The organism is Streptomyces sp. NPDC005423 (assembly GCF_040606415.1).
Classification (GTDB): Bacteria; Actinomycetota; Actinomycetes; order Streptomycetales; family Streptomycetaceae; genus Streptomyces.
This window is the reverse complement of the sequence record NZ_JBEXET010000015.1, coordinates 71,019-82,109: the sequence shown is the minus strand read 5'-3', so window position 1 is coordinate 82,109 and position 11,091 is coordinate 71,019. Positions and strand designations below refer to the sequence as shown.

Annotated in this window: 9 protein-coding genes; 8 read left to right on the top strand and 1 reads right to left on the bottom strand. The window is 72.4% G+C overall.

Annotated features, from left to right (window positions below; all coding sequences use genetic code 11):
- Positions 1-125: 125 nt before the first annotated feature.
- The 6 genes from rhaI to ABZT12_RS18125 all read left to right on the top strand — a co-directional run bounded on the left by rhaI (position 126) and on the right by ABZT12_RS18125 (position 7,874).
- Positions 126-1,286 (top strand): L-rhamnose isomerase, encoded by a 1,161-nt coding sequence (gene rhaI / locus ABZT12_RS18150; protein ID WP_356384821.1) that lies wholly within the window; start codon positions 126-128, stop codon positions 1,284-1,286.
- Positions 1,287-1,361: 75 nt separating this feature from the next.
- Complete coding sequence (locus ABZT12_RS18145) at positions 1,362-3,401, top strand: bifunctional aldolase/short-chain dehydrogenase (protein WP_356384818.1); 2,040 nt, start codon at positions 1,362-1,364, stop codon at positions 3,399-3,401.
- The gene (locus tag ABZT12_RS18140) at positions 3,398-4,861 is read left to right on the top strand and encodes a rhamnulokinase family protein (protein WP_356384815.1); all 1,464 of its coding nucleotides are present in this window, start codon (positions 3,398-3,400) and stop codon (positions 4,859-4,861) included. The genes ABZT12_RS18145 and ABZT12_RS18140 overlap by 4 nt, the downstream gene beginning before the upstream one ends.
- Positions 4,862-4,934: 73 nt before the next feature.
- Complete coding sequence (locus ABZT12_RS18135; RefSeq protein WP_356384812.1) at positions 4,935-5,690, top strand: (Fe-S)-binding protein; 756 nt, start codon at positions 4,935-4,937, stop codon at positions 5,688-5,690.
- A gap of 25 nt (positions 5,691-5,715) precedes the next feature.
- Positions 5,716-7,230 carry a LutB/LldF family L-lactate oxidation iron-sulfur protein gene (locus tag ABZT12_RS18130; RefSeq protein WP_356384809.1) on the top strand — a complete coding sequence of 505 codons (1,515 nt, stop codon included), beginning with the start codon at positions 5,716-5,718 and terminating at the stop codon, positions 7,228-7,230.
- Positions 7,227-7,874 (top strand): LUD domain-containing protein, encoded by a 648-nt coding sequence (locus ABZT12_RS18125; RefSeq protein ID WP_356384807.1) that lies wholly within the window; start codon positions 7,227-7,229, stop codon positions 7,872-7,874. Before ABZT12_RS18130 ends, ABZT12_RS18125 begins: the two co-directional genes overlap by 4 nt.
- A gap of 180 nt (positions 7,875-8,054) precedes the next feature.
- Here the strand turns inward: ABZT12_RS18125 and ABZT12_RS18120 are convergent, their stop codons facing one another.
- Positions 8,055-8,633 carry a hypothetical protein gene (locus ABZT12_RS18120; RefSeq protein WP_356384804.1) on the bottom strand — a complete coding sequence of 193 codons (579 nt, stop codon included), beginning with the start codon at positions 8,631-8,633 and terminating at the stop codon, positions 8,055-8,057.
- Between the two features lie 281 nt (positions 8,634-8,914).
- On the opposite strand from ABZT12_RS18120, the gene ABZT12_RS18115 reads away from it, so the two are divergent.
- Entirely contained in the window at positions 8,915-9,703 is a 789-nt protein-coding gene (locus tag ABZT12_RS18115) for an ABC transporter ATP-binding protein (protein ID WP_356385030.1), read from the top strand.
- A 3-nt stretch (positions 9,704-9,706) separates the two neighbouring features.
- A complete protein-coding gene (locus ABZT12_RS18110) occupies positions 9,707-11,017 on the top strand; it encodes an FtsX-like permease family protein (protein ID WP_356384801.1) in 1,311 nt (436 codons plus the stop codon).
- The last annotated feature ends 74 nt before the right edge of the window (positions 11,018-11,091 follow it).

Below are 11,091 nucleotides of genomic sequence, written 5' to 3'. Positions count from 1 at the left end.
TCACATTGGAGTCACGGAGGACCGACTGTGCCGTAGGGCTTGACACCCCTCGGGGAGGCTCATAGCTTCCCTTTCTGAATCGTTTCATACTCACGTTGTCCCGTCGCATGTCACAGGAGCCTCAAGTGACCGATCTCGCCGCGGTGAAGGCCGCTCTCAAGACCCAGGCAGTCGAGACGCCGTCATGGGCGTACGGGAACTCGGGGACCCGGTTCAAGGTGTTCGCCCAGCCGGGCGTGCCCCGCACCCCGCGGGAGAAGCTCGACGACGCGGCGCAGGTGCACGCCGTCACCGGCGTGGCGCCCACCGTCGCCCTGCACATCCCGTGGGACCGGGTCGAGGACTTCGGGGCGCTGGCGAAGTACGCCGAGGAGCGCGGGGTCAGGCTCGGCGCGATCAACTCCAACACGTTCCAGGACGACGACTACAAGCTCGGCAGCGTCTGCCACCCGGACGCGGCGGTACGGCGCAAGGCCATCGGTCATCTGCTGGAGTGCGTCGACATCATGGACGCGACGGGCTCCGCCGACCTCAAGCTCTGGTTCGCCGACGGCACCAACTACCCCGGCCAGGACGACATCCGCGAGCGGCAGGACCGACTGGCCGAGGCACTCGCCGAGGTGTACGAGCGGCTCGGCGACGGGCAGCGGATGCTCCTGGAGTACAAGTTCTTCGAGCCGGCCTTCTACGCCACCGACGTGCCCGACTGGGGCACCGCCTACGCGCACTGCCTGAAGCTGGGGCCGAAGGCGCAGGTCGTGGTCGACACCGGGCATCACGCGCCGGGCACCAACATCGAGTTCATCGTCGCCACCCTGCTGCGGGAGGGGAAGCTCGGCGCCTTCGACTTCAACTCCCGCTTCTACGCCGACGACGACCTGATGGTCGGCTCCGCGGACCCCTTCCAGCTGTTCCGGATCATGTACGAGGTGCTCCGCGGCGGGGGCTTCACGGCCGACGTCGCGTTCATGCTGGACCAGTGCCACAACATCGAGGCGAAGATCCCGGCGATCATCCGCTCGGTGATGAACGTGCAGGAGGCCACGGCGAAGGCGCTCCTGGTGGACCGGGAAGCACTCGCCGTCGCTCAGCGGTCCGGCGATGTGCTCGGCGCCAACGCCGTGATCATGGACGCCTACAACACCGATGTGCGGCCGCTGCTCGCCGAGGTGCGCGAGGAGATGGGTCTGGACGCAGATCCGATCGCCGCGTACCGCGCGACCGGGTGGCAGGAGCGGATCACCGCCGAGCGGGTGGGCGGGCAGCAGGCGGGGTGGGGCGCCTGAGCCTCCGCCGGATTCCGTAGGACACGCCTCCCCCAGCACGCAGTCGCCCTCTCTGGAAGTAAGGACCGAACGTTCATGGCACCCCACCCCGAAGCCGCCGCCCTGCTCGGCCGCTCCCATCGGCTCGGCGCCGATCCGCGCAACACCAACTACGCCGGCGGCAACACGTCCGCCAAGGGCAGCGACACCGATCCGGTGACCGGTGGCGACGTGGAGCTGATGTGGGTGAAGGGGTCCGGCGGCGACCTCGGCACCCTGACGGAGTCCGGGCTCGCCGTGCTGCGGCTGGACCGGATGCGGGCGCTCGTCGACGTCTACCCGGGGGTGGAGCGCGAGGACGAGATGGTCGCCGCGTTCGACTACTGCCTGCACGGCAAGGGCGGCGCGGCCCCGTCCATCGACACCGCGATGCACGGTCTGGTCGACGCCGCCCACGTCGACCACCTGCACCCCGACTCCGGTATCGCGCTGGCGTGCGCGGCGGACGGGGAGAAGCTGACCGCCGAGTGCTTCGGCTCCACGGTGGTGTGGGTGCCGTGGCGGCGCCCCGGCTTCCAGCTCGGGCTGGACATCGCGGCCGTCAAGGAGGCCAACCCGCAGGCGATCGGCTGTGTCCTCGGCGGGCACGGCATCACCGCGTGGGGTGCCACCTCCGAGGAGTGCGAGCGCAACTCGCTGCACATCATCCGGACCGCCGAGGCGTTCCTCGCCGAGCGTGGCAGGCCGGAGCCGTTCGGACCCGTCGTCGAGGGGTACGCGCCGCTGTCCGAGGCCGGGCGCCGGGAGCGGGCGGCGGCTCTCGCGCCGTACGTCCGGGCTCTCGCCTCCCAGGACCGGCCGCAGGTGGGGCACTTCACCGACACCGACGTCGTCCTCGACTTCCTCGCCCGCGCCGAACACCCCCGGCTCGCCGCGCTCGGCACCTCCTGCCCCGACCACTTCCTGCGGACGAAGGTCCGGCCGCTCGTCCTCGACCTGCCCCCGGGCGCCCCGCTGGACGAGGCGATCGCCCGCCTGAGGGAACTCCACACCGCCTACCGCGAGGAGTACGCCGCCTACTACGAGCGGCACGCCCTGCCCGACTCCCCCGCGATGCGCGGCGCCGACCCGGCGATCGTGCTGATCCCGGGCGTGGGCATGTTCTCCTTCGGCAAGGACAAGCAGACCGCGCGCGTGGCCGGCGAGTTCTACGTCAACGCCGTCAACGTGATGCGCGGGGCGGAGGCCGTCTCCACGTACGCGCCGATCGAGGAGTCGGAGAAGTTCCGCATCGAGTACTGGGCGCTGGAGGAGGCCAAGCTCCAGCGGATGCCCAAGGCGAAGCCCCTCGCCACCCGGGTGGCGCTGGTGACCGGCGCGGGCAGCGGGATCGGCCGGGCCATCGCCCAGCGGCTGGTCGCCGAGGGGGCCTGTGTCGTCATCGCCGACCTCAACGCCGAGAACGCCGCCGCCGTCGCCGAGGAACTCGGCGGTCCGGACAAGGCCGTGGCCGTCTCCGTGGACGTCACCTCCGAGGAGCAGATCGCCGACGCGTTCAAGGCGGCGCTGCTCGCGTTCGGCGGGGTCGACCTCGTCGTCAACAACGCCGGGATCTCCATCTCCAAGCCCCTGCTGGAGACCACGGCCCGGGACTGGGACCTCCAGCACGACATCATGGCGCGCGGTTCCTTCCTCGTCTCGCGCGAGGCGGCCCGGGTGATGACCGCGCAGGGCCTGGGCGGCGACATCATCTACATCGCGTCGAAGAACGCGGTCTTCGCCGGCCCCAACAACATCGCCTACTCCGCCACCAAGGCCGACCAGGCCCATCAAGTCCGGCTGCTGGCAGCCGAGTTGGGTGAGCACGGGATCCGGGTCAACGGGATCAACCCGGACGGCGTGGTACGCGGCTCCGGCATCTTCGCGGGCGGCTGGGGTGCCCAGCGCGCGGCGACCTACGGCATCGAGGAGGAGAAGCTGGGGGAGTTCTACGCCCAGCGGACCATCCTCAAGCGCGAGGTGCTGCCCGAGCATGTCGCCAACGCCGTCTTCGCCCTGACCGGCGGAGAGCTGACGCACACCACCGGGCTGCACATCCCGGTCGACGCCGGCGTTGCGGCCGCCTTCCTGCGGTGAGCGCGCCCGTGAAGTCGTACGCGGCGGTCGACCTCGGCGCGTCCAGCGGGCGGGTCATGGTCGGCCGCGTCGGACCCGGCACCCTGGAGCTGACCGAGGCACACCGCTTCCCCAACCGGCCCGTGCGGGTGCCCGAAGGGCTGCGCTGGGACATCCTCGCGCTCTACGCCGGCGTCCTCGACGGGCTGCGGGCGGCGGGGGCGCTCACCGGCGGCCGGCTCGACTCGGCCGGCCTCGACAGCTGGGCCGTCGACTACGGCCTGCTGGACGCGGACGGGGCGCTGCTCGGCGCCCCCGTCCACTACCGCGACGCCCGCACCGAGGGCGTCGCGGAGAAGGTGTGGGCCACCGTGCCCGCCGCCGAGCTGTACGCGGCGACCGGACTCCAGTACGCGCCCTTCAACACCCTGTACCAGCTGACCGCGGCCCGCGACTCCGCCCAACTGCGGTACGCGACACGGCTGTTGCTCATCCCCGACCTGCTCTCCTACTGGCTCACCGGCGAGCAGGGCACCGAGCTGACCAACGCCTCGACCACCCAGCTCGTCGACCCCGCCACGGGCGACTGGGCCCACGGCGTCGCCGAGCGGCTCGGGATCGACCTCGGGCTCTTCGCGCCGCTGCGGCGGCCGGGCGACCCGGCGGGTGTCCTGCTGCCGGAGGTGCTCGACGAGACCGGTCTGCGCGGTCCCGTACCGGTGACGGCGGTCGGTTCGCACGACACGGCGTCCGCGGTAGCCGCCGTGCCCGCCACCGGGGAGCGGTTCGCCTACATCTGCACCGGCACCTGGTCACTGGCCGGGCTGGAACTGGAGGCACCGGTACTGACGGAGGAGAGCCGCGCCGCCAACTTCACCAACGAACTCGGGCTGGACGGCACGGTCCGCTATCTGCGCAACATCATGGGCCTGTGGCTGCTCCAGGAGTCCGTACGGGCCTGGGGGAACCCGGAGTTGGGCGAGCTGCTGCGCGGGGCGGCGGAGGTGCCGGCGCTGCGGTCGGTGGTGGACGCGGGCGACCCGGCGTTCCTCGCGCCGGGCCGGATGCCGGAGCGGATCGCCGAGGCCTGCCGCCGGTCGGGGCAGCCGGTGCCCGAGTCCCGCGCGGAGGTCACCCGCTGCGTCCTCGACTCGCTCGCCCTCGCCCACCGCAAAGCCGTCCTGGACGCGCAGCGGCTCGCCGGCCACTCGGTCGACACCGTGCACGTGGTCGGCGGCGGCACCCGCAACGCGCTGCTGTGCCAGCTGACGGCGGACGCCTGCGGACTGCCCGTCGTGGCCGGCCCCGCGGAGGCCGCGGCCCTCGGCAACGTGCTCGTCCAGGCCCGCGCGCACGGACTCGTCGGCGACCGGGCCGACATGCGGCGACTGCTGACCGCCACCCAGCCGCTCACGCGGTACGAACCCCGGGGCGACACGGCACGCTGGCGGGCCGCCGAGTCCCGGCTCGCCGCGCGGTGAACGGGGGTCTCCCCGGAGACGCTGCCCGCCGACTACCCTTCACTCATCCGATGACCGAACTCTAGGAGCCGCGATGCGTGTCGCCCTGTTCCTGACGTGTGTCAACGACACGCTCTATCCGGACACCGGGCGCGCCGTGGTGAAACTGCTGACCAGACTGGGTGTCGAGGTCGACTTCCCGATGGCTCAGACCTGCTGCGGCCAGGCGCACTACAACACCGGCTACCGCCATGAGGCGGAGCCGCTCGCCCGGCACTTCTCCGATGTATTCGGGGAGTACGAGGCGATCGTCACCCCGTCCGGCTCCTGCGGCGCGATGGTGCGGGAGCTGTACCCGCGCATGGGCGAGCGGGCCCGGGCGGAAGGTCGCGGCGACTCCCTCGCCGCGACCCTGGCGCCGGTGGTCCCCAAGACGTACGAGCTGACCGAGTTCCTCGTGGACGTGCTCGGGGTGACGGACGTCGGCGCGTACTACCCGCACCGGGTGACCTACCACCCCACCTGCCACGGGCTGCGCGGTCTCGGGCTCGGGGACCGGCCCCGGCGGCTGCTCCAGGCCGTGAAGGGGCTGGAGCTGGTCGAGCTGCCGGGTGCCGAGGAGTGCTGCGGGTTCGGCGGCACGTTCGCGGTGAAGAACGCGGACGTGTCGGCGGCGATGGGCGCCGACAAGGTGCGCAACGCCGAGTCGACGGGGGCCGAGGTGCTGTGCGCGGCCGACAACTCCTGTCTGATGCACATCGGGGGGACGATGACCCGGCTGGAGACGGAGATGCGGCCGGTGCACATCGCGGAGATCCTGGCCGGCACGGAAGAAGAGGCGGGCGTATGAGCGGCACCGATACGGAGGCGGGCACGTGAGCGGCACGTTCGTCGGCATGCCGGCGTTCCCGGCCTTCCCGGAGGCCGCGCGCGAGGCGGTGGGCAACCAGACCCTGCGGGGCAATCTGCGGCACGCCACCCACACGATCCGCGCCAAGCGGGCGAAGGCCGTCGCGGAGGTGTCCGACTGGGACGCGCTGCGCGAGGCGGGCAAGCAGATCAAGGACCACACCCTCCGCCATCTCGACCGCTACCTGGTGCGGTTGGAGGAGACGGTCACTGCGGCCGGTGGTGTGGTGCACTGGGCCGCCGACGCCGACGAGGCCAACCGCATCGTCACCGAACTGGTGCGGGCGACCGGGGAGTCGGAGGTCGTCAAGGTCAAGTCGATGGCCACCCAGGAGATCGGGCTCAACGAGGCCCTGGAGGCGGCGGGCATCCGCGCCTACGAGACCGATCTCGCCGAACTGATCGTCCAGTTGGGCAAGGACCGGCCCTCGCACATCCTGGTCCCGGCGATCCACCGCAACCGGGGCGAGATCCGCGACATCTTCGCCCGCGAGATGGGCGAGTGGGGCCGCCCGGCCCCCGAGGGCCTCACCGACACCCCGGCCGAACTCGCCGAGGCCGCGCGCCTGCACCTGCGCGAGAAGTTTCTGCGCGCCAAGGTCGGCGTCTCCGGCGCCAACTTCATGGTCGCCGAGACCGGCACCCTGGTCGTCGTGGAGTCGGAGGGCAACGGACGGATGTGCCTGACCCTGCCCGAGACCCTCATCTCGGTGGTCGGCATCGAGAAGATCGTGCCCACCTGGGGAGACCTGGAGGTGTTCCTTCAGACCCTCCCCCGCTCCTCGACCGCCGAGCGCATGAACCCCTACACCTCGACCTGGACCGGCACGACCGACGGCGACGGCCCGAGCACCTTCCACCTGGTGCTGCTCGACAACGGCCGCACCGACACCCTCGCCGACGAGGTCGGCCGCCAGGCCCTGCGCTGCATCCGCTGCTCGGCCTGTCTCAACGTCTGCCCGGTGTACGAGCGGGCCGGCGGGCACGCCTACGGCTCGGTCTACCCCGGCCCGATCGGTGCGATCCTGAGCCCCCAACTCCGGGGCACCGCGAGCGAGATCGACGCCTCGCTGCCGTACGCCTCCAGTCTCTGCGGGGCCTGCTACGAGGTCTGTCCGGTCGCCATCGACATCCCCGAGGTGCTGGTGCACCTGCGCGAGCGGGTCGTCCAGGGCGGCCCGGCGACCCGGGAGGGCAACAAGGTGGTGCTGCGGCCCGCCAAGGGGCACGCGGCGGAGCGCGCGGCGATGCGGGCGGCCCGCTGGACGTTCACCCACCCCGGCGCGCTGCGCGCCGGTCAGCGGCTCGCCGCGCGCGGACGGCGCTTCCGGCCGCGCACCCTGCCGGGCCCCGGCGCCGCGTGGACGGCGACCCGGGACCTGCCCGTGCTCCCCGCCGAGCCGTTCCGCGACTGGTGGCAGCGCACCCACGGCGGGGACAGCCGGACCGGCGGGAACAGCGCGAGGGGAGACGTCAAGTGAGCGACAGGGAACGGATTCTGGGCCGCGTACGGCGCGCTCTCGCCGACGTTCCGCCGGACGACACCCCGTACGAGCGGGCCGTCGAGCGCGGCTATCTGCGCGAGCACGGCGCGCGGAGCACCGAGGAGACGGTGGAGCTGCTGGCCGAGAACCTGGCCGACTACCGGGCGCTGGTGCACCGCTGCACGGCGGGTGAACTGGCCGGGGTGATCGGCCAGTTGCTCGCGGCGCGCGGCTCCAGGACGGTTCTCGTGCCGCAGGGGCTGGAGCCGGACTGGCTCACCTCCACCGGTGCCGAGCGGGTCGAGGACCGCGCCGACAGCACCCCGTACGAACTCGACCGCGTGGACAGCGTGGTCACCGCCTGCGCGGTGGCCGTCGCCGAGACCGGGACCCTCGTGCTGGACGGCGGATCGGACCAGGGCCGCCGCCGGATCACGCTCGTCCCCGACCACCACATCTGCGTCGTACGGGTTCCGGACCAGGTCGTGTCCTCGGTGCCGCAGGCCCTCGAACAGCTCGATCCCACGCGTCCGTTGACCTGGATCTCCGGGCCGTCGGCGACCAGCGACATCGAACTGGACCGCGTCGAGGGGGTGCACGGCCCGCGCACCCTCGAAGTGGTGCTGGTGAGCGACCGGTGAGCAGCCGGACCTGACGACCCGGAGCGGGACGGTCCGGTCCTCGCTCCGGGTGCCGCCGGTGCCGGTGCCGGCACCCGCGACGGCCGGTGGACTCGGACGCGGACGCGAACACGCGAAGTGCCGCACCGGAAGCGGGAGTTCGGCTCGGGGTGGCGTACCGCCTGCGCGGCGCTCCACGGCTCACGCGTAGGTCATGGGGCACCCCCGCCGCAGCGAGTACCGGGCCGCCCGCAGGTAGAGGGCCACGTAGAAGGCCGTGTCGAGGTCCTCGCTCCAGCGGCCGGGGCGGGCGGCGGCCAGTTCCTCCGCCTCGCCCTCCAGGAACCAGAAGGTGAGGGCGAGGTTCCCGGACGCCTCAGGTACGTCGTCGGGGAGTCCGGCCGCCGCGGCCAGCCGCTCGGCGAGGGCGAGCACCTGGGGCGCCCCCGCGATCACCGTCTCGTCGGTGTAGGCGGAGCCGACCGGCAGCCGTACCACCTCGTCGAGGGAGAGCGGCACCAGGACCGACCAGTTGCCGATCAAGTCGTGCTCCGCCGGGGTCAGTCGGGCCCGGCACAGGGCGTCGAAGCCGAGCATGGAGGGGCTCAGCTTCTCCTCGAACCCCGCCGCCGTCGTCCGCCGCGGCACGGGCCGGTACGGCGGCAGCCCGCGCCGGGCCAGCTCCGCGTCGAGCCCCCTGGCGATCGCGCCCATTCCCCCCTCCCCAGCGTCCGCACCGGACCACTCCCCCGCGTCGACGTCGACCAGATAGACACCCATGCCCGCACGGTACAAGCCGCCTCTGACAACGCCCGCCGGCCCACTTCGGCAGTCCCCTGTACCGGAGGCAGGTCAGCGCCCGGGGTGCCAACCGGCGCCGCCCGCACACCCGTTGGCGCGTGGGCGTCAAGTAGACGGTGCTAGACCGGAGTTGAACCCGTCCGACGGGGTGTCGCTGGGTACACCCCGCGATACGGGTTCTGCGCCCCGTGTGCTGCGGCCGCCGGCTCCGTAGCGTCATGGGTACGGCGCAGGGCGTGCCGTCGAAGAGGGTGATGACGATGTTCCGCAGGGACACACAGCGGCCGTACGACATGGGACCGGCCTCCGCCGAGGCGCTGCGGCTGGTGAAGGTCGGCAAGACCTACGGCAGCGGCGACGGCGCCGTGACCGCGCTGGACGGCGTCACGCTGAGTCTGGAGCGGGGCACCTTCACGGCGGTGATGGGGCCGTCGGGTTCCGGCAAGTCGACGCTGTTGCAGTGCGCGGCAGGTCTCGACCGGCCCGACAGCGGGATCGTGATGGTCGACGGTGCGGAGATGACGGGGAGTTCGGAGGCGCGGCTGACCCGGTTCCGGCGGGAGCGGATCGGGTTCGTGTTCCAGCAGTACAACCTGCTGGAGACGCTGACCGTCGCGCAGAACACGGTGCTTCCGCTGAAGCTCGCCGGACGGCGGGTCGACCGTCGGCGGGTCCAGGAGGTGCTGACGGCGGTGGGGCTCGGCGACCGGCTCGGGCACCGGCCCGACCAGCTCTCCGGCGGTCAGCGGCAACGGGTGGCGATCGCCCGCGCCCTGGTCACCGAACCGCGGGTGATCTTCGCGGACGAGCCGACGGGCGCCCTGGACACCCGCAGCGCGCGGGACGTGCTGCTGCTGTTGCAGGAGGCGGTGCGGGTGCACGGCCGGACCGTGGTGATGGTGACGCACGACCCGGTCGCCGCCTCCTTCGCCGACTCGGTGGTCTTCCTGGCGGACGGCAGGCTCGCGGGCCGGCTGCGGACGCCCACCGTCGACGCGGTCGCCGAGCGCCTCGCGCACCTGGGCGACGACGTGCTGGCGGGGGTGTGAGCGATGTTCACACTGGCGATGCGTTCGGTCCGGCACCGTCCGGGACGCTTTCTCGCGACCCTGCTCTCCGCGTTCCTGGGGGCCATGGTCATCATGACGTTCAACTCGCTGCACGACACGGCGGCCGGCCCCGGGGTCGACCACGTGAGTGCGCAGACGCTGTCCGTCTCGGCGAGCGTCGTGGGCGGTTACGGCACGCTCCTGGTCTTCTTCGCCGTCGCCTCGACCCTGACGGTGAACGTCCGCCAGCGGGCCGCCGAACTGGAGCTGCTGCGCTGCTCGGGGGCGACGCCGGGGCAGCTGGGGCGGATGGTCGTGGGTGAGGCGGTGGCCGTGGCACTGGCGGGCACGGCGCTGGCGATCGGCCCGGCGATGCTCTGCGGGCGGGCGCTGCTGGGGATGTTCCGGGACAGCGGCCAGGTCGCCGCTTCCGTCGGCTACTCCTTCGGTCCGGTCGCGCTCGTGTCGGGCGTCGGCGTGACCCTGGTGGCCGCGGCGGGCGCCGCCTTCCTCGCCCTGCGACGGGCCCGGCACGACGGCCGGCGGCCGGCCGGCGCCCGGCGGTTCCTGGCCTACGCGGCGCTGCTCGCCGGCGCGGTGTCGGTGCTGGCGACCTTCACCTTCAAGGCCACGGACGAGTGGCTGATGGCGGCGCCGGCCTACGGGGCGATCCTGCTCTCGGTGGGGTTCGCGCTGCTGGCCTCACGGCTGATGAAGGGGGTGCTGGACCGGTTGCGCCCGGACGGCGCGAGCGGCTGGCTGGCCGTACGCAATCTGCGGGAGCGGGCCGAGCACCTCGCCGGGATCCTGATGTCGCTGATCCTGTTCACCGCGGTCGCCACCGCGACGCTGTCCATGCAGGCGGTGGAATCGGACGCCGTCGCGGCATCCGGCCTGACCAAGTCGGTCGACGCCAAGAACCTCCAGACGCTCAACTTCACGGTCGTCGCCATCATCGTCGCCTTCGTCTGCGTCATGCTGATCAACTCCCTCTACGCGGCGACGACTTACCGCACCCGGGAGTTCGGGCAGCAACGGCTGGCCGGCGCGACGCCCGGCCAGGTGCTGGGCGCGGTGGCGGTCGAGGGCGCTGTCCTGACCCTCACCGGGATCGTGCTGGGCACCCTGGCGGCACTCGCGGGCATCGTCCCCTTCACGGTCGTCCGTGCCGGCACGGTCCTGCCCCACCAGAGCCTCGGCACCTGGCTGGCGGTGATCGCGGTCGCGACAGCCGTGACGCTGGGCACGAGCCTGGCAACAGCCTGGCGGGTGCTACGCACTCCGGCGGTGGCGGCGGTGACCCTGGCGGCCTGAACGAGGCGTCAGGATGGGGGCGTTCGCCACGGCGGACGCCCCTGCGGCACGAGGTGGGGCGGTCGCCACGGCGG